Source organism: Streptosporangium sp. NPDC000563 (assembly GCF_040299985.1).
In the GTDB taxonomy this organism is placed as follows: domain Bacteria; phylum Actinomycetota; class Actinomycetes; order Streptosporangiales; family Streptosporangiaceae; genus Streptosporangium.
In genome coordinates this window covers 246,700-270,698 of record NZ_JBEPDA010000002.1, presented here as the reverse complement: position 1 = coordinate 270,698, position 23,999 = coordinate 246,700, and the positions used below count along the sequence as shown (strand labels likewise).

The 23,999-nt window shown below is 71.0% G+C and carries 20 protein-coding genes; 8 read left to right on the top strand and 12 right to left on the bottom strand.

Features of this window, described 5'->3' with window-relative positions:
- Positions 1-105: 105 nt before the first annotated feature.
- Positions 106-1,065, bottom strand: a complete 960-nt coding sequence (locus ABT352_RS09610; protein ID WP_350943912.1) for a TAXI family TRAP transporter solute-binding subunit — start codon at positions 1,063-1,065, stop codon at positions 106-108.
- A gap of 326 nt (positions 1,066-1,391) precedes the next feature.
- Between ABT352_RS09610 and arfA the strand changes: the two genes are divergently transcribed.
- The gene (arfA, locus tag ABT352_RS09605) at positions 1,392-2,900 is read left to right on the top strand and encodes an arabinosylfuranosidase ArfA (protein WP_350943910.1); all 1,509 of its coding nucleotides are present in this window, start codon (positions 1,392-1,394) and stop codon (positions 2,898-2,900) included.
- Positions 2,901-2,959: 59 nt separating this feature from the next.
- Here arfA and ABT352_RS09600 read toward each other — a convergent pair whose 3' ends face one another.
- Genes ABT352_RS09600 through ABT352_RS09590 form a run of 3 tightly spaced genes read right to left on the bottom strand, consistent with a single transcriptional unit; the run spans position 2,960 to position 6,166 of the window.
- On the bottom strand, positions 2,960-3,883 hold the full coding sequence (locus ABT352_RS09600) for a carbohydrate ABC transporter permease (protein WP_350943909.1): 924 nt from the start codon (positions 3,881-3,883) through the stop codon (positions 2,960-2,962).
- A 4-nt stretch (positions 3,884-3,887) separates the two neighbouring features.
- A complete protein-coding gene (locus tag ABT352_RS09595) occupies positions 3,888-4,814 on the bottom strand; it encodes a carbohydrate ABC transporter permease (RefSeq protein WP_350943908.1) in 927 nt (308 codons plus the stop codon).
- Positions 4,811-6,166 (bottom strand): extracellular solute-binding protein, encoded by a 1,356-nt coding sequence (locus ABT352_RS09590; RefSeq protein ID WP_350943907.1) that lies wholly within the window; start codon positions 6,164-6,166, stop codon positions 4,811-4,813. The genes ABT352_RS09595 and ABT352_RS09590 overlap by 4 nt, the downstream gene beginning before the upstream one ends.
- 348 nt (positions 6,167-6,514) lie before the next feature.
- Here ABT352_RS09590 and ABT352_RS09585 point away from each other — a divergent pair, with 348 nt between their 5' ends.
- Both ABT352_RS09585 and ABT352_RS09580 read left to right on the top strand, forming a co-directional pair.
- Positions 6,515-8,971 (top strand): beta-xylosidase/alpha-l-arabinosidase, encoded by a 2,457-nt coding sequence (locus ABT352_RS09585; protein WP_350943906.1) that lies wholly within the window; start codon positions 6,515-6,517, stop codon positions 8,969-8,971.
- Positions 8,955-9,989: a LacI family DNA-binding transcriptional regulator gene (locus ABT352_RS09580; RefSeq protein ID WP_350943905.1), complete on the top strand. Its 1,035-nt coding sequence runs from the start codon at positions 8,955-8,957 to the stop codon at positions 9,987-9,989. Before ABT352_RS09585 ends, ABT352_RS09580 begins: the two co-directional genes overlap by 17 nt.
- 185 nt (positions 9,990-10,174) lie before the next feature.
- Here ABT352_RS09580 and ABT352_RS09575 read toward each other — a convergent pair whose 3' ends face one another.
- A complete protein-coding gene (locus ABT352_RS09575) occupies positions 10,175-10,726 on the bottom strand; it encodes a DUF4142 domain-containing protein (protein WP_350943904.1) in 552 nt (183 codons plus the stop codon).
- Positions 10,727-11,089: 363 nt separating this feature from the next.
- Here ABT352_RS09575 and ABT352_RS09570 point away from each other — a divergent pair, with 363 nt between their 5' ends.
- From ABT352_RS09570 to ABT352_RS09560, 3 genes are read left to right on the top strand one after another with little or no spacing between them, the layout of a single operon-like run.
- Positions 11,090-11,692 (top strand): sulfite oxidase-like oxidoreductase, encoded by a 603-nt coding sequence (locus ABT352_RS09570; RefSeq protein ID WP_350944245.1) that lies wholly within the window; start codon positions 11,090-11,092, stop codon positions 11,690-11,692.
- Positions 11,662-12,420: a ferredoxin reductase gene (locus ABT352_RS09565; protein WP_350943903.1), complete on the top strand. Its 759-nt coding sequence runs from the start codon at positions 11,662-11,664 to the stop codon at positions 12,418-12,420. The genes ABT352_RS09570 and ABT352_RS09565 overlap by 31 nt, the downstream gene beginning before the upstream one ends.
- Entirely contained in the window at positions 12,417-12,689 is a 273-nt protein-coding gene (locus ABT352_RS09560; RefSeq protein ID WP_350943902.1) for a DUF6510 family protein, read from the top strand. Before ABT352_RS09565 ends, ABT352_RS09560 begins: the two co-directional genes overlap by 4 nt.
- A gap of 15 nt (positions 12,690-12,704) precedes the next feature.
- Here ABT352_RS09560 and ABT352_RS09555 read toward each other — a convergent pair whose 3' ends face one another.
- From ABT352_RS09555 to ABT352_RS09545, 3 genes are all read right to left on the bottom strand, one after another.
- Positions 12,705-13,679 carry an aldo/keto reductase gene (locus tag ABT352_RS09555; protein WP_350943901.1) on the bottom strand — a complete coding sequence of 325 codons (975 nt, stop codon included), beginning with the start codon at positions 13,677-13,679 and terminating at the stop codon, positions 12,705-12,707.
- A 160-nt stretch (positions 13,680-13,839) separates the two neighbouring features.
- Positions 13,840-15,756 (bottom strand): S9 family peptidase, encoded by a 1,917-nt coding sequence (locus ABT352_RS09550; RefSeq protein WP_350943900.1) that lies wholly within the window; start codon positions 15,754-15,756, stop codon positions 13,840-13,842.
- Positions 15,757-15,849: 93 nt separating this feature from the next.
- A complete protein-coding gene (locus tag ABT352_RS09545; RefSeq protein WP_350943899.1) occupies positions 15,850-16,887 on the bottom strand; it encodes an alcohol dehydrogenase catalytic domain-containing protein in 1,038 nt (345 codons plus the stop codon).
- Between the two features lie 361 nt (positions 16,888-17,248).
- Between ABT352_RS09545 and ABT352_RS09540 the strand changes: the two genes are divergently transcribed.
- Positions 17,249-18,685 (top strand): glutamate-cysteine ligase family protein, encoded by a 1,437-nt coding sequence (locus ABT352_RS09540; RefSeq protein WP_350943897.1) that lies wholly within the window; start codon positions 17,249-17,251, stop codon positions 18,683-18,685.
- Between the two features lie 89 nt (positions 18,686-18,774).
- Positions 18,775-19,821 carry a hypothetical protein gene (locus ABT352_RS09535; protein WP_350943896.1) on the top strand — a complete coding sequence of 349 codons (1,047 nt, stop codon included), beginning with the start codon at positions 18,775-18,777 and terminating at the stop codon, positions 19,819-19,821.
- 188 nt (positions 19,822-20,009) lie between these two features.
- On the opposite strand, the gene pcp is transcribed toward ABT352_RS09535, so the two are convergent.
- From pcp to ABT352_RS09515, 4 genes are all read right to left on the bottom strand, one after another.
- Positions 20,010-20,636 (bottom strand): pyroglutamyl-peptidase I, encoded by a 627-nt coding sequence (gene pcp / locus ABT352_RS09530; protein WP_350943894.1) that lies wholly within the window; start codon positions 20,634-20,636, stop codon positions 20,010-20,012.
- Positions 20,633-21,040 (bottom strand): thiol-disulfide oxidoreductase DCC family protein, encoded by a 408-nt coding sequence (locus ABT352_RS09525; protein ID WP_350943892.1) that lies wholly within the window; start codon positions 21,038-21,040, stop codon positions 20,633-20,635. The genes pcp and ABT352_RS09525 overlap by 4 nt, the downstream gene beginning before the upstream one ends.
- A 28-nt stretch (positions 21,041-21,068) precedes the next feature.
- A complete protein-coding gene (locus ABT352_RS09520) occupies positions 21,069-22,922 on the bottom strand; it encodes an endonuclease/exonuclease/phosphatase family protein (protein ID WP_350943890.1) in 1,854 nt (617 codons plus the stop codon).
- A 121-nt stretch (positions 22,923-23,043) separates the two neighbouring features.
- A complete protein-coding gene (locus tag ABT352_RS09515) occupies positions 23,044-23,991 on the bottom strand; it encodes a hypothetical protein (protein WP_350943889.1) in 948 nt (315 codons plus the stop codon).
- Positions 23,992-23,999 lie beyond the last annotated feature (8 nt).

Genomic DNA, 23,999 nt, shown 5'->3' with positions numbered 1-23,999 from the left:
GTCGCGCGTCCGAGGTCGTGCGTTTGAGGCTCGGTTACCTCGTGCGTCCGAGGCCGTGCGCCTGAGGAGGCTCAGGCTCCGTCGCGGGCCCGCCGCCGTCCGGGGTCAGCGCTTGCGGTCGCGGAACCAGGCGGCGGCTCCCGGATGGAGCGGGATCGACGCGGTGGAGATCCCGGTACGCACGTTGATCTGCCACGCCTCCGGAACGGCCTCGGCGTCGTCGCGGCTGGCGGAGATGATCGTGCCGGTGTGCGTGAAGATCGTGTCGGTGATGGCGTGGACCAGGCCGTCGGGCAGGTCGTCGCGTACGAGGAGCACGTTCGGCACGGCGACGGTGCGGGTGGCCGGGACGCCGGTGTAGGCGGTCGCGGGGATCGTGGCCGGAGCGTAGGGGCCGGGGAACGCGGAGAAGAGCGCGTCGGCCTGCGCGTCCAGGGGGATCAGCCGGATCGGGTGGCGTCGCGCCAGCTCCGTGACGGCGGGTGTCGGGACGCCGGTCAGGGAGAACATCGCGTCGATCTCGCCGTCGCGCAGCGCCGCCGCCGACTCGGCCTGGCTGAGGTAGCGGCCGTCGGTCCTCATCCGGCCAAGCTCCAGAACCCGCAGCGACGTGAACTCGGTGCCCGATTCGTGAGCGCCGAGGGACACACGCCTGCCGTGGAGATCCCGGAACTCTCCGATCTCGGAACCGGCCATGACCACGAGATGCAGGTGGCTGTCGTAGAGCCGGCATATCGCCGAGAGCCCCGCGGGCGCGCTGCCGTCGGTCGCGATCAGCGCGTCCAGGCTCGTCAGCCCGAGGTGCACCTCGCCGGCCCGCAGCATCCGGATGTTGTCGGCCGACGCCCGGCTCGGCACGGTGACCAGGGTGACGCCCGGCACCCGTTCGGAGACGTGTTCGGCGAGCGCGCCGCCGATGCGCCGGTACACCGCCCCGGCCGGTCCGGTGGCGAGGCGCAGGTGGACCGTGTCGGCCTCGGGCTGCCGGGAGCAGCCGGCGAGCAGCCCTCCGGCGGCCAGGAGCACCGCCCTCCGGCTGAACCGCGGCTCCGGATTCAGCGCCATGGGGAGATGATACGGACGGCGGCCCCGGTTTGTGGATCTTTCACCCCGGCCAGCCGGAGAGGGAGGTTCTCACCGGGCCGAGGGCTTCGGGAGGCCCCGGGAGGTCACTCGCCGGGCCGCGGGCTTCGAGAGGTCCCGGGAGGTCCCGGTCCGCAGATCTCTTCCCTTGGCCAACGGCTGGCCTTTCGCTCTTGTTATCGCCAACAATTGGAGTCGCCCGCCTTTGCGGTGATCCACGAGTTTGGCGATCTCGCGCCGGAGGCCGGCGCGGGTCGCGCATGAGTCGCACACGAGTCGCAGTATGAGTCGCACATGAGGAGACCTTCGTGCTGTCCGCGCACCTCACCCTCGACCCCGCGTTCAGGGTGGCCCCCGTCCATCGGCGCACCTTCGGGACGTTCGTCGAACACCTCGGCCGATGCGTCTACACCGGCATCTACGAACCCGGCCACCCCACGGCCGACGAGGAGGGCTTCCGGGGGGACGTGCTGGAGCTCACCCGTGAGCTGGGCGCGACCACGGCCCGCTACCCCGGCGGGAACTTCGTGTCCGGATACCGCTGGGAGGACGGCGTCGGCCCCAGGAGCGAACGGCCCCGGCGGCTCGACCTGGCCTGGCACAGCACGGAGACCAACGAGTTCGGCCTGGACGAGTTCGTCGCCTGGACGCGCAAGGCCGAGCTGGAGCCGATGATGGCCGTCAACCTCGGCACCCGGGGAGTCGCCGAGGCGCTGGACCTGCTGGAGTACTGCAACATCGAGTCCGGGACCCACCTGTCGGACCTGCGCGTCGCCCACGGCTCCAAAAGGCCGCACGACATCCGGATGTGGTGCCTGGGCAACGAGATGGACGGCCCGTGGCAGATCGGCCACATGGGCGCCCGCGAGTACGGGCGGCTGGCCGCCGGGACCGCCCGCGCCATGCGCATGATCGATCCGGCCCTGGAACTCGTCGCCTGCGGGAGCTCGGGTTCGGGCATGCCCACCTTCGGCGCGTGGGAGTCCACCGTGCTGGAGGAGACCTACGACCTGGTGGACTTCATCTCCTGCCACGCCTACTACGAGGAGCACGACGGCGACCTGGCGAGCTTCCTCGCCTCGGCGGCCGACATGGACCACTTCATCGACGCGGTGGTGGCGACGGCCGACAGCGTGGGCGCCCGGCTCAGAAGCAAGAAGAAGATCAACATCTCGTTCGACGAGTGGAACGTCTGGTACCTGTCCCGCTTCCAGAACGCAGAACCGCCGCGCGACTGGCCGGTCGCCCCGCCGCTGCTCGAGGACCACTACCACCTGGCCGACGCGGTGACCTTCGGCGGGTTGCTGATCTCGCTGCTGCGCCACAGCGACAGGGTGACGTCCGCCTGCCTGGCCCAGCTGGTCAACGTGATCGCCCCCATCATGACCGAACCGGGCGGCAGGGCCTGGAGGCAGACCACCTTCCACCCCTTCGCCCAGGCATCCCGGTACGCGGCGGGTCAGGTGCTGCGGGTCGAGCCCGCCTCTCCCACCCACGAGACCGCGAGGTTCGGAGAGGTCGCCGCCCTCGACGCCGTCGCCACCCACGACGAGGAGAGCGGCGCCACCACGCTGTTCGCCGTCAACCGCTCGACCGACCGTCCGCTCACCCTCACCGCCGACCTGCGAGCCCTCGGCCCGGTGCGGCTGGCCGGAGCCACGGTGCTGTCCGGTCCCGACCCCTACGCCCGCAACACCGCCGACGCCCCGGACACGGTGGCCCCCCGTACGAACACCGAGGCCCGCCTGGACGCCGGGACCCTGGAGATCACGCTGCCCGCCGTCTCGTGGAACGTGATCCGTCTCCTTCGCGCCTGAACCGTCCGTTCCCTTGCCGTCCGCTCATCGACGGCAAGGGAACGGACGGCAGGATGTGGCTACTTGCTGAACCCTGCCGTCAGGCCGCTGAGCAGCTGGCGGCGGCCGACCACGTACAGGATCAGGATGGGCAGCGTGGTCAGCACGACCGAGGCGAGCACGGCCGGCACGTTCACGCTGTACTGCCCCTGGAAGGTCCACAGCGCGAGCGGAAGCGTGCGCTTGTCGGGGCTCTGGGTGAGGATGAGCGGCAGCAGGAACCCGTTCCAGACCGTCAGCGCGTTGTAGATCGTCACCGTCACGACGGCCGGCATGGTGAGCGGGAGGGCGAGTCGCCAGAGCGTCGCCATCTCGCTCGCGCCGTCCAGCCGCATCGACTCGAACAGCTCCTTGGGCACGTCACGGATGAAGTTCGACAGGACCAGCACCGAGAGCGGGATCGCGAAGGCGATCGACGGCAGGATCAGCGCCGTCAGCGAGTCGTAGAGCTGCAGCCGGATGATGATCAGGTAGATCGGGATGATGGTCGCCTGCAACGGGATGGCCAGGCCCATGAGGAAGAGCGAGTTCACCCTGCGCAGGAAGCCGAAGATGGTGCTGCCCCGGACGATCGCGTACGCCGCCATGAACGCGACCGCGACCGCGGGGACGACCACGCCGATGGCCACGATGAGGCTGTTGAGGAAGTACAGCGGGAAGTCGGACTCGACGACCATCCGGTAGTTGTCGAGGGTCGGCTCGGTGGGCGGCGCCAGCGGGTTGCTGGCGTAGTAGCTGCTCTGGGCCTTGAAGCTGGTGATGACGATCCAGTAGATCGGCACGATCACGACCGCGAGCCACAGCCAGCCCGCGATCCCGCCCAGCCAGTTGGGGCGCTCACCGAGTGCCCGCGACTGCTTCCCGTTGCGTGCCGGCGGCCGGCGCCGGTGTCCCGCCCCGAGCGTCTCGGTCCGCTTGAGCCCCGTGGGGGTCGTCAAGCTCATGGTTCTAGGCCCCTTCCATCTGGCTGGCGTTGGCGTCGCGGCCGCCGAGCCTGCGCAGGAACAACGCCAGGGCGAGGCCCACGAGGACGAGGATGACGGCGATGGCACTGGCCGGCCCCATCAGGTTGGCCTGGAACCCGCGCTTGTACATGTCCAGGGCGAGCACCCGGGTGGCGTCGCCGGGACCGCCCGCGGTCAGCACGAAGATCAGGTCGAAGAAGGTCAGGGATCCGACGACCATGAGGGTGGAGGAGGTGATGATCGTGTACTTGAGCTGCGGCAGCGTGATGCTGAAGAACTTGCGGGTGCGGCCCGCGCCGTCTATCTCGGCGGCCTCGTACATGGAGCGCGGGATCTGCCGCACGCCGCCCTGGTAGAGCAGCGAGTGGAAGGGGATGAACTGCCACGACACCACGAAGATCACAACACTGAAGGCGAGGACGGGGTCGCCGAGCCAGTCCTGTACGAGCAGGTCGATGCCCAGCCCGGCGCCGAGCCCGAAGTTCGGGTCGAGCAGCGCCTTGTAGGCGATCGCGATGGCGGCCGAGCTCAGCAGCAGCGGGATGAAGTACAGCACGGCCAGCAGTGCGCGGTAGCGCTGCCGCCCGGCCAGGAACACCCCGAGCAGGATGCTGGCCGGCGTCTGGACCGCCCAGGAGGCGACCATCACCAGCAACGTCACCCACAGGGCGTGCGGGAGACCGGGGTCGCTGAGCACGGCCCGCCAGCTCGTGAGCCCGGACATCTGGATGTCGCCGACCTGGTCCCAGGTGCTGAAGCTGAGGAACAGGACCCCGAGCAGCGGGATCACCCCGAAGGCGGTGAAGATCAGCAGGGCCGGTACGGCCAGCCACGGAAGGATGGCGCTGTGGTTCCTTCGCGTGGCGGCCGACGGCCTCCCTCTTCTGGCGGGGGAGGTTAGCGTGCTCAACTGCCGATGACCGCGTTCAGGTTGGAGGCGAACTCCTCAGGCGTGATCGACAGCTGGAACAGCTTGGCGATGTTGTCCAGGAGCACCTCGGCCGCGGTGGGGCTGAGCGCCTGGTCCCAGGACTGGGCGAAGGCCTTGGCGTTGCTGGCGATGCCGTAGACGAACTTCAGGAACTCCTCGTCCTTGGAACCGGCGAACGCGCTGTCGGCGCCGTTGACGATCGGCACCGCGCCCGTGCCCGCCCACTCCTTGACGTCCTCGTCGTTCAGCACGGCGGTGGCGAAGAACTTCTTGGCGATCTCCTTCTGCTCGGGAGTCGCCTTGGAGGAGATCGACAGGTACTGGCCGGGGTTGCCGACGGTGTTGCCGGGGTCGCCCTTGCCGCCCTCGACCGGCGGGAAGTTCATGTAGCCGAGGTGGCCGCCGGAGACGAAGTCGCCGCCGTCGGCGGACATGCTGCCGTACGTCCAGCCGCCGTGCAGCATCATCGCGGCCTTGCCGGTGTACAGCAGGGCCTGGTCGGCGTTGGAGTCGGCCGTGATGGAGGAGAAGCCCTTGATGAACCCGTTCGCCTTGATGAGCTCCTGCATCTTGGTCAGGGCCTCGATGGCGGCGGGGTGGGACCAGGCGTCCTTCTCGCCGTCGAACACGGCCTGGAACACCTCGGGGCCGCCGATGCGGTCGAAGAGGAACTCCAGCCACATCATGTTCGTCCAGCGCGACTGGCCGCCGAGGGAGAACGGGGCGATGCCCGCGGCGTTGAACTTGGGGACGAGGGCCATGATGTCGCCCCACGACTTCGGCGGCTCCACGCCGACCTGCTCGAACACCTTCTTGTTGTAGAACAGGATGATGGGCTGCATCGTCTCGGCCGGCATCGCGTAGATCTTGCCGTCGATCGTGGCCGCGCCGAAGGAGGAGGCGAACAGCCGGTCCTTCACGGCCTTGTTCTCCTCGAACCACGAGGTGAGGTCCTCGACCTGGTTGGCCTGCACGTACGTGCGCAGGGTCCCGCCGCCCCAGCCCCAGATGATGGTGGGGGCCTGGCCGGCTCCGATCGCCGTCTTGATCTTCGTCTTGTAGGCGTCGTTCTGCATGGCCGTGAAGTCGATCGAACCGTTGGGGTTGGCCTTGTTGAACCGCTCCACGGCCCTGGTGCGCACGCCCTCCTGCGGCTGGTTCGACAGGAACCAGTAGGTGGCCTTGCTCGCGGCGTTCCCGCCGCTGCCGCCGGTCCCGGTCCCTCCCGCCGGGGTGGGGCCGGAAGTGCCGCAGGCGGCCAGCGCGGCTCCCATAGGCAGGCCCATGGAAAGGGCGAGGAAGGTGCGGCGAGATGGTGTCGTTGACTCCACGCTGATCTCCGTATGTCGAATGCCGAGGCTGGGCGAGGCTCCGTGTGAAAAATCGGTGGCGGCCGTAGGTCGTGGATCAGCACCCCCGCTGTCAGGCATCCGCTCTTGCGCCCGACATGTCGAAACATTTCCGAAACAGACCGCGTGGCACGTCAATTTAGATTTCAGATAGTTGCGTGTCAAGAGGTCATCGCATGTCGGGACGAGCTTGGTATGTGCGGTATGTAAGGTACTCTCATCTGGACTTTTCCTGGTCGTATCGTTTGCGGCAGGATTCGGGTAGAGCTTTCGTGGCACACCGAAAAGTTTCGAATGGGTTGCGGTGCGGGTTTTTCTTGAGGAGAGCAGATGACGGCGCTAGATGGGACCCCCACGACGGGCCGGAGCCTCCGTCCGTGGCAGGACCCGGCACTTCCCGTGGCCGACCGGGTCGACGCCCTTCTTGCGGAGATGACCCTGGAGGAGAAGGTCGGCCAGCTCGGCAGCCGGTGGCCGGGCAACGTCATGGGGGCTGAGCAGGGCGGGGAGCCCCAGGAGAGTCAGGAGGGCACGGCGAACGTCGCCCCGATGCAGGACGTCTTCGCGGCTTCGGGAAGCGTGCCCTTCGAGGAGACGATCCGCCACGGGCTCGGTCATCTGACGCGGGTGTTCGGCAGTGCTCCGGTGACCGCGGCGGAGGGCGCCGCGGAGGTGGTGCGTCTGCAGTCCGAGGTGGTGAAGCACTCCCGGCTCGGCATCCCGGCGCTCGTCCACGAGGAGTGTCTGACCGGTTTCACTACTTATGGCGCGACCGTTTACCCCGCTGCCATCGCCTGGGGGGCGACGTTCGACCCGGACCTGGTGGAGCGGATGGCCACCGCCATCGGACGGGACATGCGCGCCGTGGGCGTTCACCAGGGCCTGTCACCGGTGTTGGACGTGGTGCGCGACTACCGCTGGGGCCGGGTCGAGGAGACGATGGGCGAGGATCCGTACCTCGTCTCGATGCTCGGCGTGGCCTATGTGCGCGGCCTGGAGAACGCCGGGATCATCGCCACCCTCAAGCACTTCGCCGGCTACTCCGCCTCCCGGGCGGCCCGCAACCACGGCCCGGTGTCGATGGGGCGGCGTGAGCTGATGGACATCGTCCTGCCGCCTTTCGAGACCGCTCTCGTCGAGGGGGGCGCTCGTTCGGTGATGAACTCCTACTCCGACGTGGACGGTGTCCCCGCGGCGGCCGACTCGTGGCTGCTGAACGACCTGCTGCGCGACGAGTGGGGCTTCACCGGGACGGTGGTCTCGGACTACTGGGCGATCCCGTTCCTCGCGACGATGCACCAGGTCGCCGCGGACACCGACGAGGCCGGGGTGCAGGCGCTGAGCGCGGGCATCGACGTCGAACTTCCCGACACGCTCGGCTTCGGCCGGCACCTCGTCGAACGGGTGCGGCGGGGCGAGCTTCCGGAGTCCCTGATCGACCGGGCCGCCCGGCGCCTGCTCACCCAGAAGGTGACGCTCGGACTGCTGGATCCGGACTGGACCCCGGAGAGGTCGGTCGCCCAGGCGGCGGACGTGGACCTCGACTCGCCGGACAACCGGGCACTCGCCAGGGAGCTGGCCGAACGGTCGATCGTGCTGCTCGACGCGGGCACCGCGCTGCCGCTGCTCGGCGAGGGACGTCCTGAGCCGCGCCGGGTGGCCGTGGTCGGCCCCTGTGCCGACGACCCGCGCACCTTCATGGGCTGCTACGCCTTCCCCAACCACGTGCTGCCCCGCCACCCGGAACTCGGGCTCGGCGTGGACGCGCCCAGCCTGCTCGACGCGCTGCGGGCCGAGTTTCCCGGTGCCGAGCTGATCCACGAGCAGGGCTGCGAGGTGCGGGGCGAGGACCGCTCCGGCTTCGCCGCCGCGACCCGGGCGGCCCGCGAGGCCGACGTGTGCGTGGCCGTCGTCGGCGACCTGGCGGGGATGTTCGGGCTCGGCACGTCGGGCGAGGGCTGCGACGCCGAGGACCTGCGGCTGCCCGGTGCGCAGGAGGACCTGCTGGCCGAGCTCGCCGCCACCGGCACGCCGGTCGTGGTGGTCGTCGTCTCGGGCCGCCCGTACGCGCTGGGCGAGGTGTCGAAGACGGCCGCCGCGCTCGTCCAGGCGTTCATGCCCGGCGAGGAGGGCGGAGCGGCCATCGCCGGAGTCCTGTCCGGCCGGGTGCAGCCCAGCGGGAAGCTGCCGGTGCAGATCCCACACGGCCCCGGCGGGCAGCCCGGCACCTACCTGCAGCCGCCGCTGGGCGCCAACAGCCAGGGCATCAGCAACCTCGACCCGACCCCGCTGTTCCCGTTCGGGCACGGCGCCTCGTACACCACCTTCGCGATCGACTCCCTGAGGATCAGCGACGCCGAGGTGCCCACCGACGGGGAGTTCACCGTGTCGGTGCGGGTGCGCAACACCGGGAGCCGGGCGGGCGAGGAGGTCGTGCAGCTCTTCCTGCACGACGTGATCGCCCAGGTCACCCGGCCGGTGCTGCAGCTCACCGGATTCACCAGGGTCAGGCTGGAACCCGGCGCGAGCGCGACGGCGACCTTCACCGTGTCCGCCGACAGGACCGCGTTCACCGGTCGCGACCTGCGGCGCGTCGTGGAGCCGGGGGATCTTGAGGTGTTCGTGGGCGCGTCGGCGTCCGACCTGCCCTGCCGGGGCCGCGTGACCTTGACCGGTCCGCCGCGTCACGTCGGCGTGGACCGGCGACTGGTCACCCGGGTGGACGTGGAACCGGCTCCGGGCGCTTCCGCCGCACAGCAAGGGAGAACAGATGCCGGCAAGTCCTAGGAGGGCCACGCTGGCCACGGTCGCGGCCTCGGCGGGGGTGTCGGTCGCGACCGTGTCCAAGGTGCTCAACGGCCGAGGTGACGTCTCCCCGGTGACCCGCTCCCTCGTGGAGTCGTTGCTGGAGGAGCACGACTACGTCTCGCTGTCGCAGCGCCGCCGGGGCGACGCGGCCGTGCCGGCCACGCTCGAGGTGGAGCTCAACGCCGACCTCAACCCGTACTCGACCGAGATCGTCCAGGGCGCGGTGCGTGCCGAGGCCGACGCGGCGATCGTGGTGAGCATCCGCACGAACGCCGACCGCGCCGGGACCTGGGCGCGCGGCCTCGCCGCGGCCGGGCGGCGGGCCGTGATCGCCATCACCAGCGAGCTGACCGCCGAGCAGCTCGGCGCCCTGTCCCGGGCCCGGTTGCCGCTGGTCGTGATCGACCCGCTGAACATGCCGCAGACCAGGGGGGTCGTCAGCGTCGGCTCGACGAACTTCGCCGGGGGACTGGTCGCGACACAGCACCTGCTCGCGCTCGGGCACCGGCGTATCGCCTACCTCGGCGGCCCGGCCACCGCCGCCTGCAACCAGGCCCGTCTCCACGGCTACCGCGCGGCGATGGAGGCCGCGGGCGCCCCGGTCCCCCCGAGTCACGTACGGGAGGGGCCCTTCCACTACCAGGAGGGGGTGAGGGGCGGCGCGGCCCTGTTCGACCTGCCCGAGGCCCCCACCGCCATCTTCACCGGCTGCGACGAGATCGCGCTCGGCGTGCTGGAGGCGGCCAGGGCGCGAGGGGTGCGGGTGCCCGAGGATCTCAGCATCGTCGGCTTCGACGACACCCAGGTCGCCAAGATGGCCTCGCCTCCGCTGACGACCGTGCGCCAGCCGCTGCGGGAGATGGGCGGGGTCGCCGTACGCACGGCCCTGCGCCTGGCGGCGGGGGAGCGGGTCGACTCCCACCACGTCGAACTCGCCACCGAACTGGTTGTGCGCGGCTCGACCACCGCGCCCGGAGCCCTCTCCGGCCGGGGTTGATCCGCCTACCGGGGCGTGCCCGTCTCACCGATGGTGCCGTCCGGCTTCCCACACCGCCCGGCAGCAGACGCCCGTCGTCCCGGCGAGCTTCGAGGCGCGCGGGACCGAGCGGTAGCCGGTCGGCTCGTCGTTCTCGTGAAAGACACGCGGGTTGAACGTGCCCTCGTTGCCCGAGGAGGCCTGTCTCAGCTTCTCGAAGGGGCGGGCGCGGGCCTCTTCTCGGCATGCAGGAGCAGCTCTATGTGTTCCCGCACGACGGGCTTGGCGTCGGTGGCGACCTTTCTCACCTCGGGGGAGGAGCCACTCTCGATCTCCTTCTCTATGGCGGCGAGGGTCTCGCGGTGGCCTTCGAGCTCCTCGCTGATCCAGGTCCTGTTGAACGCCGCGCCGCTCAGTGCCGCCAGTTTGTCGAGCTGCTCGCGCTGCGCGGCGGTGGGACGGTCGGGGAGCTTGACACCGAGCCGGTCGGCTACCTGCCGTACGGCCCGGTCCAGCTTCGTGTGGTCGGCGACGAACCTCTTTGCCAGGTCGCGGACGACCTTGGAGCTCTCCTGCTCTCCGGAAGCCGAGGTCTTCGCCTCGGCGGCTTTACCCCCCTCGATCTCGGCCAGGTTGGCCTGGTGCGCCTGGACGAGGAAATTTTTGTCCTGTCGGCTGATGGTATGTGGGGTGGGCGTGACGGCAGCGTAGGCCGTGCCGCCCGTCACGGCCACGACGACGGCCAACAGGATGATCATCTTTCGAACCATTCGGATCCTCCGTCGATCAATCCATGGTCGGAACTATCACCTCTCTCCCATATGTACACATTTATGTAGATATAGCGCCATAAGCAGTAAACATTATGAAATGTACGCATATGGTGCCGTTGATAGAGAGGGGCGATCCCGCCGCGCCCGCGTGTCCGAGCGAATTGGCGGGGGATGTCCGGGCCGATACCCGGAAAACGCGCAGAACCCCACCCGGGTGACATGGGCCGTGGCTAAATGTGATGAGATTTACCCTGTTCGCGTGATCCGTCCGCTCGAGACTCGTTCGAGGGGGACACCACGACCGTCATGACCTGCCGGACAGCGGCCGGACAGTGGGAGGTGGGCGTCATCGGTATCGTCTCGCCCGGGTTCTTCGGCCGCCGTCGCGCCGGCAACCCGGACCTGCCGCCGGGGCAGTACCTCACGGAGGACTTCCCCGTCCTGTCGGCCGGACCCACGCCCCTGGTCTCCACCGACGACTGGAGCCTCGGCGTCACCACCGAGACCGGCGAGGTCGTCCGCTGGAACTGGGCGGAGCTCAACGCACTGCCCGTGGAGCGGTTCACCGTCGACCTGCACTGCGTCACCAAGTGGTCCAAACTCGGCACCACCTGGGAGGGCGTGTCACTCGACACCCTCCTCGACGGCGTGGAGACCTCCGCGGAATACGCGCTGGCGACCTCCTACGGCGGCGGCTACACCACCAACCTCCCGCTGGAGGACCTCCTCGACGGCCGGGCCTGGATCGCCGTCCGCTACGAGGGCGAGCCCATCACCCCCGAGCACGGCGGGCCCGCCCGGCTCCTCGTGCCGCACCTCTACCTCTGGAAGAGCGCCAAGTGGGTGCGCGGCATCCGGCTCCTCGACGAGGACCAGCCGGGATTCTGGGAGGGCGTCGGCTACCACAACTACGGAGACCCATGGCGCGAGCAACGGTACTGGGGCGACTGACCTGGAGGGTCGCCACGGTCACCGCCGTGCGCGACGAGACCTCCGGAGCACGCACGATCACCCTGGACGTCCCCGGCTGGCCCGGCCACCTCGCCGGCCAGCACGTCGACGTACGGCTCACCGCCCCCGACGGCTACTCCACCCAGCGCTCCTACTCCATCGCCTCCGCCGCGGACGGGGAACGCGTGGAGCTCACCGTCGAGCCGCTGCCCGACGGTGAGGTCTCCCCCTACCTCGCCCAGGTCCTCTCGCCCGGAGACCCGCTGGAGATACGCGGCCCGATCGGCGGCTGGTTCGTCTGGCGTCCGGAGGCGTCCGAGCCGGTGCAACTGGTCGCGGGAGGCTCGGGGGTCGTCCCGCTCATGGCGATGATCCGCGCCCGCGCCTCGGCCGGGGTCGGCACACCGTTCCGGCTGCTGTACTCCACGCGCGGGCCCGGCTCCGCGCTCTACCGCGCCGAGCTGGAGCGCCACAGCGCCGACGGCTCCGGCCTGGACGTCACCTACGCCTACACGCGCGAGGTGCCCGACGGCTGGGCGCGCCCGCCCGCGCGGGTCGACGCCGCCCTGCTCGCCGAGGCCGTCTGGCCCGTCGAACGGAAACCGGCCGTCTTCGTGTGCGGTCCCACCGGATTCGTCGAGACCGTCGCGGGCCTGCTCGTCTCGGCCGGGCACGACCCCCGCCTGATCCGCACGGAACGCTTCGGCCCCAGTGGAGGACCATCATGAGCCAGGACCACCTCGACGGGAACGCGGCGGGCGGAGCACTGCGCGACGTGTTCGCCGTCGACCTGACCGCCGCCACCGGCCGGTGCTCCGGCTGCGCGCGAAGCCTCACGCTGGCCGAGGCCCTCCTCTACACCCACGCCCCGGGTCTGGTGGCCCGCTGCCCCGGGTGCGAGGAGGTCGTCTTCCGGCTCGTGAGGGCACCGGGGCGGGCATGGCTGGACATGCGCGGCATGACGTGCGTCCAGTTCGAGCTGCCCGCCGACTCCTGACACTCCTGCGAGACGTCAGAGCCTGACGCCCCGGGGACGGTACGGCTCGGCGAGGAAGGCGAGTTCCTTCTCGGTGAGGGACAGGTCCACCGCGGCGACCGCGTCGTCCACATGCCCGGCCTTGGTCGCGCCCACGATCGGGGCCGAGATGCCCGGCTGGTGCAGCAGCCAGGACAGCGCCACCCGCGCGGGAGCGACCTCGCGCTCCCCTGCCAGCTGGGCGACCCGGTCGAGGATCAGACGGTCGTTGTCGGCGTCGTCGTAGAGGGCCTCGATCCGGGGGTCGCTGCCCGCCCGGGTGGTGACCTCCTCGGATCCGGCGCGGGCCAGCAGACCTCGGGCCAGCGGGCTCCACGGGATCAGGCCGATGCCCTGGTCGAGGCAGAGCGGGTTCATCTCCCGCTCCTCCTCCCGGTAAAGGAGATTTTGATGATTTTGCATCGACACGAATTTTGTCCAGCCGTGGATCTCGGCGGTGTGCTGTGCCTTCGCGAACTGCCAGGCGTACATGCTGGAGGCGCCGACGTAGCGGGCCTTGCCCGCGCGGACCACGTCGTGCAGGGCCTCCATGGTCTCCTCGATCGGCGTGTCGGGGTCCCAGCGGTGGATCTGGTACAGGTCCACGTAGTCGGTGCCCAGGCGGCGCAGTGAGGCGTCGATCGAGGCGAGGATGTGCTTGCGCGACAGGCCGCCGTCGTTGACGCCCTCGCTCATCGGCAGGCACACCTTGGTGGCGAGCACGTAGTCGTCCCTGCGAGGGAAGATCCTGGCGAGCAGGCGGCCGGTGACCTCCTCGCTGGCGCCGAACGAGTAGACGTCGGCGGTGTCGAAGAACGTCACCCCCGCCTCGGCGGCCCGGCGCACGATCGGCTCGGCCGCGGCCTCGTCGAGAACCCACTCACCCCATTTGGCGGGGTCGCCGTAGCTCATCATGCCGAGGCAGATCCTCGACACCTTCAAACCGGTGGACCCCAGGCGCACGTATTCCATGTCAAACCTCCCGATCTTCAAGAGCCTGAGCCCACCCTACGACCGCGGCCTCCGAGTGGTTCGGCCCACCCGCCGCCGTTCCCCGCGGATGGGCGCGCGGACCCGGGGCGGTGGTTCTCCCGCCCAGCGCTCTCCTGGACTCGTACTCCACGCAGGAAGATCAGGACAGGTGGCGGGACCACCACTCCAGGACGGCCTCGAAGCGCTGCAGGCGGTGCCTCGGGCGGCCACTGCGCGTGAGCTCGTGGCCCTCGCCGGGAAAGAGCAGGAACTCGGCGGGGACGCCGTTGCGGCGCAGCGCGACGAACATCCGCTGCGCCTGCTCGACCGGGCAGCGCAGATCGTCCTCGGAGTGGACCACGGCGAACGGCAGGGTGATCCGGTCGGCCCGGTAGAGCGGGCTCATCGCGCGCTGCGCCTCAGGATCGGGTCCGCAGTAGGCGTCGGCGAAGAACCAGCCGATGTCGGAGGAACCGGTGAAGGAGTCCCAGGCGTTGACCGCGCGCTCACTCCAGGCGGCCCTGAACCGGCTCCCGTGGTGGGCGGCGAGATGGCTCGTCATGAAGCCGCCGTAGGAGCCGCCCATCACGCCCACCCGCTCAGCGTCGCACTCGGGAGTGGCCAGCGCCGCGTCCAGCAGGGCGAGCACGTCGTCGGCGTCCACGGTGCCCAGCGCGCCGACCACCGATCGGCCGTGCGCCTGGCCGTACCCGCAGGAGCCGCGCGGATTGGGCAGGACCACCGCGTACCCGGCGCCCGCGTAGATCTGGGTCTCGTCCAGGAACGCCCACCCGTGCTGGTGGAAAGGGCCGCCGTGCACGTTCAGCAGGACCGGGTGCGGCCCGTCGCCCTCGGGCAGGGCGAGCCAGCCGTGCACCGGGTGGCCGTCGGCGGAGACGGCGGTGATCTCACGCAGCGGCCTGATCCCGGTGAGGGCGCCGGAGAAGTCGGTCAGCGCCCCGTCGGGGGTGACCACCTCGCCGGGGCTCGCGGGCGTGGACACCACCGCGACCACTTTCTCCCCGCAGACGGTGAACGCCTTCACGCTCGCCCGCTCGCCCAGGACCACGACGAGCTCCTCCAGCGGCGCGTCGAGGGCGCCGGAGGGCACCAGGCGCAGTTCGACCGCGCCGCGCGTCCGCACCGCGACCAGGACGCCGTCCTTTCCGGGCGCGGGAGGCAGCGAGTCGCAGTCCACCGACTCCTCCTCGGTCAGCCGGGTCCCGGCCGCCGCCCCGCCGCTCTCGCCGGCGCCGCCGATCCGCAGCGGCGCGCGGTACAGGCCCGTGTTGCGGGCCACCGCGTCGATGCCGGAGAACTCCGTGCCGAGATAGAGCACCTCCCCGCCCGGCAGGGCGACGGGATGCTCGGCGGAGCCGCCGCTGCGCACCACGAGGATCGGGGCGCCCCCACCGGAGGGGACCGCGTACACGTCCGTGTGCAGGCTCTCGCCGTCGAGGTCGCGGGGAGCCGAGACCAGCACGTGCTCGCCGTCCGTGGTCCAGCCGGGGCAGTCCACGTCGTAGGGACCTTCGGTCAGCCGTACCGGTCGCGGGACGTCGGCGAGGGCGTTCACCACGAACAGGCTCTGTGGCCGGTCGAGGGTGAAGCCGGCCCCGTCGGTCCGGTAGCGCAGCCCGGTGATCCGGCGAGGTGCCTCGGCCGCGGCGCTCACCCCCTCCTGGGTGCCGTACCGGCCGGGCTCGGCGATCCGGGCGACGAACGCGATCCTGCGCGAGTCCGGCGCCCAGACCGGGACGCCCGCGCCCAGGGGCAGATCGGTGATCGGCCGGGCCTCGCCGCCGCCGGTGGGCATCACGTACAGCTGCGGGCGGCTCCCTTCGGTGGCGTCGGAGCGCAGGAAGGCGACCCGGGCGCCGTCGGGGGAGATGCGCGGCGCGCTGTCGCGCTCGCCGAAGGTGAACCTGACGGGCGGGCCGTCGGCGGGCACCCGCCACAGACTTCCCGGGTAGGCGTCGGCCTCCGGGTCGGGGGTGGCCAGGTCGACGAGGAGGAGATCACCGTGGAGCGTGACACTCCCGGGAACGGTGAGCTGGGCGAGGTCTTCAGGGCGCATAACCAGTAAAGCTATCCAAGGTGCGCTTTGGCGGGCGCGCTCTCGGGCGGCTTTCCGCCCGTGCCGGAGGGTTCCCCGGGGTCCCTGCTCTCCTCAGCGCGGGGACGGCAGGATCATCGTGACGCCGGGAACGGAGCCGATCGAGGCGAGCGCCGCTCCGGCCTCCTCCAGGCCGATGGAGCGGGTGAGGAGGGCGTCCGGGCTCAGGGCGCCGTCGGCGACGGCCTCCAGCATCGCCGGGTAGGCGTGGGCGGCCATGCCGTGGCTGCCGAGGAGTTCGAGCTCGTAGCCGATCACCCGGCCCATCGGGAGCGGGGTGAGTCCCGGCAGCAGGCCGATCTGCACGTGGCGTCCACGGCGGCGCAGGCTCTCGATCGAGGCCACGCACGTTGCGGGACTGCCGAGCGCGTCGATGGAGACGTGGGCGCCGCCCGAGGTCAGCTCCCTGACCCGCGCGGGGACGTCGGCCTCGGGTGCTCCGGCCCCGACGCAGGCGACGGCGCCGAAGCGCCGGGCCAGCTCCAGGGCTCCCGGCGAGACGTCCACGGCGATCACCCGGGCTCCGGCCGCGGCGGCGATCATGACGGCGGAGAGCCCCACGCCGCCGCAGCCGTGCACGACCACCCACTCGTCCGGCCGTACCCGGCCCACGGCGGTCACGGCGCGGTAGGAGGTGGCGAAGCGGCAGCCCAGGCTCGCGGCGGTGGTGAAGGCCATCTCCTCGGGGAGCCGTACGAGGTTCACGTCCGCGTGATCGACGGCCACGTACTCGGCGAAGGAGCCCCAGCGGGTGAACCCCGGCTGGGTCTGGTGTTCGCAGACCTGCTGGTCACCGGCGAGGCAGGCAGGGCAGGAGCCACAGGCGCAGACGAAGGGGACGGTCACCCGGTCGCCCGGCCGCCACGAGGCGACGCCCGTGCCCACCGCCTCGACGACCCCGGCGAACTCGTGCCCCGGCACGTGGGGGAGGACCCGGATGTCGGGGTCGTGGCCCTGCCAGCCGTGCCAGTCGCTCCGGCAGAGCCCGGTGGCCTCCACCCGGATCACCGCTCCACCGGGCGGAGGTTCGGGGGCGGGCACCTCCCGGACCTCTGGATCGGCCCCGAAGGCGTCGAAAAGCACCGCTCGCACCCGCCCACACTCCTCTGCCCCGGCCCGTGGTCTCCGGCGCTTTCCGCCGGTGGGCCCACCTGACCGGTGAGCCTATTCGGTCGGTGAGCGGGTCCGGTCGGCCGGTCCTGTTCGGCGGTCGGCCAGCTCGGCCTGGCCGGTTCGGTCAGGTCGGCCGGGTGGTGGGGCCGGCGGCTCCGGACGGTCGGCGGGTCCGGTCGGCCGAGGGCCCGGCCAGGTCAGGGGGCATTTCCGGGATCGTTTCTAGGGGCGTGGGACCTCCCGATACGCCGTGTCCGCGGCCGGTCGTGAGGTCTCCTGATTAGAAGGTGCACTCTGGGAGAGAGGGAGGGGCACAAGGGTCAACTGATCGGACGGTGTGATGGGGCAGCAAGTCGACAAGGACCGCTATTCCGAGGCGGAGTTCCTCAGCTTCAGGGGGAAGCTGACGGAGCAGCTCGACACCCTTCGCGAGGTGCTCGCAAGGCCGGGTTTCGGCGCCGGTCCCGCGACCATCGGGGCCGAGCTGGAGATGTTTCTCATAACGCCCGAGGGGAGGCCGCTTCCCCGTAACCAAGAGGTGCGGGTCGCCGCGGACGACGACCGGCTCACGCTGGAGCTGGGCAGGTTCAACCTGGAGGCCAACCTGACTCCGCTGCCGATCGCCGGGCGGCCGTTCACCGCCCTGGTGAGCGAGATGCGGGAGATCATGACCGTGGTGGACGCGGCGGCCACGGCGCAGGGCGGGCAGGCCGTGGTGATCGGGATCCTGCCCTCGTTGAGCGAGTTCGACTTCACCCACGAGGCGCTGAGCGGCGATGGCCGCTACCGGGCGCTGGCCAGGGGCATGCGGCGGCTGCGCACGGAGCCGTTCCGGGTGCGCGTCGAGGGCGTCGAGTTGCTGGAACTGGAGGTCGAGGGGGTGATCCTGGAGAGCGCCAACACCTCCTGGCAGGTTCATCTCCGTACGGCCCCCGCCGAGTTCGCCCGCGTCTACAACGCCGCCCAACTGGCCATCGGCCCGGTCCTCGCGGTCAGCGGGAACTCGCCCTGCTTCCTGGGCAGGAGGCTGTGGGAGGAGACGAGGATCGCGCTGTTCGAGGAGGCCGCCGACGACCGGGACGTGGAGCGGCTCGACCGCCGGGACCGGCGGGTGGGGTTCGGTTCCGGCTGGGTGCGAAGCGCCGAGGAGATGTTCGAGACGTGTGTCCGCGACTACGAGCCGGTGCTGCCGATGACCTTCGCGCCGGAGGAGGTGCCCGTCGGCGGCGTCCCCGGACTGGCCGAGCTCCGGCTCCACCAGGGCACAGTGTGGCAGTGGAACCGGCCGGTCTACGACCCCGGTGACGGCGGCCACCTGCGGGTGGAGATGCGTGCCCTGCCCGCCGGGCCGAGCGCGCCCGACATGGCGGCCAACAGCGCCTTCCTGCTCGGGCTCACCGCAGCCCTGGCGGTCCAGCCGGTGGAGGACTTCCCCTTCGCCGGGGCCTACCGAAACTTCTACCGCGCCGCGATCCACGGTCTGGACGCGCCGCTGAGCTGGCCGGGCCTGGACGAGGAGATCCCCGCCGAACGGCTCGCCCTTGAGCTGCTGCCGGTCGCCGAGGCCGGGCTCGACAGGATGGGGGTGGACCCGGACGAGGCCCGGTGGGCGCTGGACATCGTGCGGGAACGCGTCATCCGCCGCCGTACCGGTGCGATCTGGCAGCGGGAGGCGCTGGCTCGCGAGGGCGGCGACCAGGCCGCGGCGGCGCGCGTGGTGAGCCGGTACCGGGAGCTGTCGCTGGGCGGGGAGCCCGTCCACACCTGGCCTTTCTAACCGCAAAGGGATTTGAGTACCGGCATACTCATGAACTCCGCATCTTGATCCGCCGATCCTGGCGGAACCGGACAGGAAGAGACCCCCTCATGAGTCAGATGAAGGTCGTATCGGCCGAACCGTTCGGGCTGAAGCGGGACGGAGGCGGCCTCACGGCCGGAATCAAGATTCTGGAGAAGGACCTCAAGCGGGCATCACTCGACACCGTCCTGGCCAAGGCCAACCGGGTCACGGTCAGGAAGGGGTCGGCCGGCACCGGGGCGTTCGGCACGATGAAGCCGAAACCGGTTGACTGGTACACCTTCGACGCCGGGGACAACGCCACCAAGGAGTGGTATCCCCAGGGCCTGACCTGCGCCTCCGACGCCGGGATCGCCGGGAGCGCGTTCGTGGTGAGCTGGTACCACACGCCGTCGTCGGGGGCGGAGCGGGGCGTACGCCTGACCTTCGTGAATCCCGCGACGCTCCGCTACCGGCACGTCCTGCTGGTGCGGGCCGGCGCCGACGGAGGCATCACACCGATCAACATTCACGCCGGTGGCGTCGCCTGGTACGGCAACCTGCTGTATGTCGCCGACACCACCCGGGGCCTGCGGGTCTTCGACACCCGGCAGATCTTCGAGATCAACGGGAGCGGTACGGAGACCATCGGAAGGAAGGCCGGCGTGTACGACGCGTTCGGCTACCGGTACGTGATGCCGCAGACCGACGCCTGGACCACCACCAGCGGCAGCGTCCGCTTCTCCTTCGCCGCCGTCGACCGCAGCACCGATCCCGATGTGCTGATCTCCGGCGAGTACGTCGACACCGCGGGCACGGTCGGACGGGTCGCCCGCTGGCCGCTGACCGCGGAGGGGACGTTGAACGCCCCGGCGGGGGGCGTCGTCCAGGCGATGGACGCCTACGCGCTGCCGGGGGACAAGATCCAGGGCGCGCTCTCCTACGAGGGCGTCTGGTATCTCAGCCAGGCGGCGGGCTCCACCAGGAACGGCACCCTGATCGTGGTCGGCGACACGGTGCGTAAGCGGCCCTATCCGGTGGGGCCGGAGGATCTGACCTGTGTCCGGGGCAAGAGGACGCTGTGGAGCGTGAGCGAGTTCGCGGGCCGTCGCGTGGTGTACGGCGTGCCGCTCTGAGGAGCCACTTCGATGACCGGTGCGCCCGGGGACGGCGGCGAGCACCGGCGCCACCGCGGGTCGCCCGCGCTGCTGGTCGCTTCGACGGCACCGGCGTGCCCGGGGTCGCTGTGAGGGCGTGGTGCTCGACGTTCCCGAGGCCGCTGGGGGTGGTCGTACGGTGTGCCGCTCCGAGACCGTGGGCCCTTTCAGTGGGGGGAGCCGCCGAGCAGGCGGAGATCGCCGCCCAGGGAGACGGAGACGGCGGTGGTCGCGATCGCGGTGAGCGCCTGGGCGACCAGTGCGACGGGCATGGAGGGCATGGCCTCGCCCAGGACCTGTTCCGGGCTGAACGGCACGTGCACGAAGCCTCCGCGAACCGCCGGTCGCTCGGTGGTGATCATGTGCATGAGGCCGTAGAAGAGATGGTTGCACAGGCACGTCCCGGCGCTCTGTGAGACGCTCGCCGGGACTCCGACGGCCCGCGCCGCGGCCACGCACGCCTTCACCGGCAGGGTGGAGAAGTAGGCGGCGGGGCCACCGGGCACCACCGGCTCGTCGATCGGCCGGTGACCCGTGCCGTCGGGGACGCAGGCGTCGTCGAGGTTGACGGCCACCCGCTCCACCGTCACGTCGGGTCGCCCTCCGGCCTGCCCGACGCACACGACCACCGCTGGATCGTGCTCCACCATCGCCGCGCGCAGGTGCTCCAGCGACCCGCCGAACGCGCAGGGGAGCAGCGCGGTCCGCACTCCGGGGACGAGCCCGATCGCCTCCCACGACGGGTTCGCGGCGCCGTCGAGCGGCTCCAGCCCGGCGAGCAGGACGCCCTTCATCGGTGCTCCGAGACCGCAGGTCCGGAGTTCGAGGGCTTCGAGGGCAGGGCGCAGGCGGGGGTGCCGCCCGGCAGGCGGTGACGGTTGGCGGCGACGAGCCGGTAGACCCCCCGGGCCACCCACCGGAACGGCGGGATCCGCAGCACGAACCCCAGCGGGCTCCACGGGAGACCGGCGGCGATCAGCAGCCTGGCCACCGCCTGCGCCCCGCCGTACACCCGGCCGTCCTCGACCCAGAGCACCTCACGCTCGGCCCGCTCGCGCGTGACACCCAGCGCCCGGAGATCCGCGAACTGCCAGGGGACGACCCGGGCGCGCACCCCGATGCGACGCTCGGCGAACCGGATGCTCGTCGTGCAGAAACCGCAGTCGCCGTCGAAGACCAGTACAGGTTCTTCCGTCATGCACCTGACATTACCCAGGAGGACCCGATCAAGGCCCGGCGACCAGGGTGACCGCGACCGGACGGTGGTCGGAGTGCGGCACATCGGGGTTGGCCTGGTCTTTTCCGGTGAACCCCGGGGTGACGAGCACGTGGTCGATCTGCTGCGCGGGCCCGCTCCGGGACGGGATGGTGTTGAACGGCCTGACCGGGGCGAAGGGGTCGGTGAGGCCGGCGTCGGTCAGCACCCGCCAGGCCGGATCGCCGGGCTGGAGGTTGAGGTCACCGGCCACGATCACCGGGGTGTCACCCCTCGCGGCGTTCCTGACGATCTCCCCGAGTTGCTCGACCTGGTCGAGTTCGCGCCAGCCCGGCGGAGGCTGCAAATGGGTGCCGATCACGGTGACGTCCTCGCCCCGCCACCGCAGTCCGACCTCCAGCGCCTGCGCGCCGGTCGGGCCGCCCTGGACGAGCACGTGGTTCTTGATCGAGGTGATCGGCAGCGTGGTGAGCAGGGCGTCGCCCCACACCTCGTCGGTCGCCGGGGCCCAGATGTAGTGCATGTCCAGCCGTTCGGCGATCAGCCGTACCCCGTCGTGGCCGCCGTTGAGCAGCCAGCCCCGGTCGGCCTCGCTCAGCACCACCACGTGCGGTCTCAGCTCCCTGAGCGCGTCGGCCTGCTGCTCCAGCGAGAGCCTGCCGGACTCGCCGTAGCCCATCCTGATGTTGTACGCCGCGATCCGCAGTCCGTCCTCGGGGCCCTTCCAGCCGGGGTGGGCACCCTGCCACAGGGGAACGGCCGCCACCAGCGCGACCGCGGCGACGGAGGCCGCCGCGAACCGCCGGTCGTAGGAGCGGCGCGGCAGGCCCGCGCTTCCCGTCACGCCGCCGAGCGCGACGACGAGCGCCGCGCAGATCGGCACCCACGCGTTGGGCAGGTAGAGGTCGTAGGCGGCGTAGTAGCCGAAGACGAACACGACGAACAGCAGCATGCCCCCGGCCGTCGCCAGGCCCCGCCGGGCCGGCCGATCCCGGCCGAAGGTCGTCGCGGCGTGCGCGAGGCAGGCCCCCAGCGCGACCTGCCCGACGATCTGCGCGACGATCGTCCAGCCGGGCGCCACCCCGTGAACGCCGTCCACGGTGGCCCTGCCGAATGTGAACGCCACCGCCGAGGCCACCAGGGCGACCGCGGGCAGCAGCGGGCGGCGCAGCACCGGCAGCGCGGCGGGCGCCGCCGACACCACCGCGAACGCCGCCACGATCACGGCCGCGGCCTGCTGCGCGGAGACGGTCGCCGCCTGGGCGTGCGCGGTGTTGCCGGTGTAGAGGCCCCAGAGCAGCAGGGCGGGGCCGAGCGTCAGCCAGGCGCGGGGAGCCCCGGAGTACTCCTCGTCCGGGGGTTCGGCCCGGACCGTGAACGCGCAGAAGAGCAGGAGCTCCACCACCAGCAGCAGCCACGGGACCGCTCCAGGCCGCCACATCAGGTCGATGCCGTCGAGCGCCGCGTGGATCACCGTGGAGGCGGCCAGGCCGGTGATCACCCCACCCATCACGGGCCGGGCGTCGATGCCGCTCATCGCGATCGCCACCAGCCAGACCAACCCGGCGAGCAGGCCGAGACCGGCCACGTACAGTTGCGGCCCCCCGCCGTCGGTGAGCTGGAGTGCGAGCCGGGACAGGAGCAGCAGGCCCGCGGCGCCGAGGGCGATCAGCGGAGGGCGGACGAATCTGGCGAGCGGTACGGTCAGGAAGGCCAGGACGAACCAGGAGACGGCGAACAGGCCCATCATCTCCGCCGGGGTGCTTCCCGCCCGGCCGAAGAGTGTGATCAGCGATGGCAGGAAGACCCGGAGCACGTCGACGAGCACGACCACGCCGAGGGTCACGTCCAGGCGGATCCGCATGCTACCTCCCAAGAACGCGAGCTATCCTCGCCTTCTTCGCCGCCCATGACAAGGGCGAGACCTGCCCGAAGCGTCGCCCCCGTGGGGGAGACGACCTCGCCGGAGCCGGAGCCGGAGCCCTTCAGCGAGCCGGGGGCTCCTGTGACGATTCTCCGGGCGAATCCGGGTCCGCGGCAGGAGAGGAAGAGGGGTCGAGGTGGCGGAACGCCTCGTGCGCGGAGCGGACACTGTCGCGCAACGCCTGTTCCAGCTGATCGGCGTCCTCGGTGAGCCTCCCGATCTCCGGTACGGCGAAGGCGTCGGCGCCGGACTCCGCGAGCAGTTCCTCGTAGCGGGGGAGCCGCGCGCGAAGCGCCTCGATCTGGTCATGGGCGCGCAGCGCCCGCTCGGCGTCGGCCACGTGGCTGGCGTAGCGTTCCAGGGCCTCGACCCGCGCGAGTACGGCGGCCTCGCTCGCGGCCAGCGCCCGCTCCAGCGGCGCCATGGCGGCGGCCACCTCCGGAGTGCTCCCGCCGTACACGAACTCCTGGTGCTCGTTGCGCAGTGAGGAGAGCTTGTTCAGCAGCCGGGCGATCTCCCACTCCTGGGTGGGGAGCATCACCGAGTTGCGCACGCTGTCGAGCATGCCCGCCGCGTTGACGCGCGAGCGCAGGATGTAGTCGATCGCCTGCTGGGTCCGGTCGAGCAACTGTCCGGCGGCGTAGTCGAAGTCCTCGGCCGGGAGCAGGTAGCGGCCCTCGTACCAGCGGGCCTCGCGGTAGAGCTCCTGCTCGACCGTCTCGGGCTCCGCGGGCTCGCGGGCGGCCAGCAGGCCGACGAAGACCACGAAGACGAGCAGCGAGAGCATGAAGAACAGCAGCTGCCCGACGTCGGCGAGGAACATCAGGCACACCAGGAAGAGCGCCGCCACCCCTCCGCCGGCGTTCAGGAAGCGTCCGGTCAGGCGGGAGTTGGGCGGTGAGGGCTCGGGGGTCCAACCGGCGCGGACGCGCGACAACATCGACGCGTGCCGGCGGAACAGGTCGGCGGTCCGGGGGGGAACTTCAGGATCGACCACCACTGACCGCACAGGCTCGT

What these genes read in the sequence shown, in the direction of transcription:
- ABT352_RS09520 (WP_350943890.1), bottom strand. Translation starts at nt 22,922, where the DNA reads ATGCGGATCCGCCTGGACGTGACCCTCGGCGTGGTCGTGCTCGTCGAC.
- ABT352_RS09575 (WP_350943904.1), bottom strand. Translation starts at nt 10,726, where the DNA reads ATGATCATCCTGTTGGCCGTCGTCGTGGCCGTGACGGGCGGCACGGCC.
- ABT352_RS09610 (WP_350943912.1), bottom strand. Translation starts at nt 1,065, where the DNA reads ATGGCGCTGAATCCGGAGCCGCGGTTCAGCCGGAGGGCGGTGCTCCTG.
- ABT352_RS09540 (WP_350943897.1), top strand. Translation starts at nt 17,249, where the DNA reads ATGGGGCAGCAAGTCGACAAGGACCGCTATTCCGAGGCGGAGTTCCTC.
- ABT352_RS09535 (WP_350943896.1), top strand. Translation starts at nt 18,775, where the DNA reads ATGAGTCAGATGAAGGTCGTATCGGCCGAACCGTTCGGGCTGAAGCGG.
- ABT352_RS09555 (WP_350943901.1), bottom strand. Translation starts at nt 13,679, where the DNA reads ATGGAATACGTGCGCCTGGGGTCCACCGGTTTGAAGGTGTCGAGGATC.
- ABT352_RS09550 (WP_350943900.1), bottom strand. Translation starts at nt 15,756, where the DNA reads ATGCGCCCTGAAGACCTCGCCCAGCTCACCGTTCCCGGGAGTGTCACG.
- ABT352_RS09525 (WP_350943892.1), bottom strand. Translation starts at nt 21,040, where the DNA reads ATGACGGAAGAACCTGTACTGGTCTTCGACGGCGACTGCGGTTTCTGC.
- ABT352_RS09600 (WP_350943909.1), bottom strand. Translation starts at nt 3,883, where the DNA reads ATGAGCTTGACGACCCCCACGGGGCTCAAGCGGACCGAGACGCTCGGG.
- ABT352_RS09585 (WP_350943906.1), top strand. Translation starts at nt 6,515, where the DNA reads ATGACGGCGCTAGATGGGACCCCCACGACGGGCCGGAGCCTCCGTCCG.
- ABT352_RS09560 (WP_350943902.1), top strand. Translation starts at nt 12,417, where the DNA reads ATGAGCCAGGACCACCTCGACGGGAACGCGGCGGGCGGAGCACTGCGC.
- ABT352_RS09580 (WP_350943905.1), top strand. Translation starts at nt 8,955, where the DNA reads ATGCCGGCAAGTCCTAGGAGGGCCACGCTGGCCACGGTCGCGGCCTCG.
- pcp (WP_350943894.1), bottom strand. Translation starts at nt 20,636, where the DNA reads ATGAAGGGCGTCCTGCTCGCCGGGCTGGAGCCGCTCGACGGCGCCGCG.
- ABT352_RS09565 (WP_350943903.1), top strand. Translation starts at nt 11,662, where the DNA reads ATGGCGCGAGCAACGGTACTGGGGCGACTGACCTGGAGGGTCGCCACG.